Source organism: Corallococcus caeni (assembly GCF_036245865.1).
GTDB lineage: Bacteria > Myxococcota > Myxococcia > Myxococcales > Myxococcaceae > Corallococcus > Corallococcus caeni.
In genome coordinates, this window is the sequence record NZ_BTTW01000135.1 from 1 (window position 1) to 255 (window position 255).

A 255-nucleotide genomic window follows, 5' to 3' on the forward strand; every position below is an offset into this window, starting at 1 on the left:
GCACCGGCACCCCCTGCACGGCCACCGCCTCCACCAACTCCAGCAGCAAGCGCGAGCGTCTGCAGAAGACGGCCACGGGCTTCACGCTGGTGGAAGTCGGCGGCCGCAAGTTCGTCTTCGAGGCCAAACACCTGGAGTCCGTCGGCGGCCAGACGCGCTACTTCCTCAGCCGCATCGTCTCGCCCAAGGACGTCACCCTCGCCACCCTGGCCTATGCCGCCCCTTCCGGCCTGACGTGCCAGGCGGGCGCGACGG

The 255-nt window shown here is 70.2% G+C and carries 1 protein-coding gene; it reads left to right on the forward strand.

Features of this window, described 5'->3' with window-relative positions:
• On the forward strand, positions 1-255 hold a 255-nt coding region (locus AABA78_RS39150), incomplete at both ends, for a hypothetical protein (protein ID WP_338270638.1).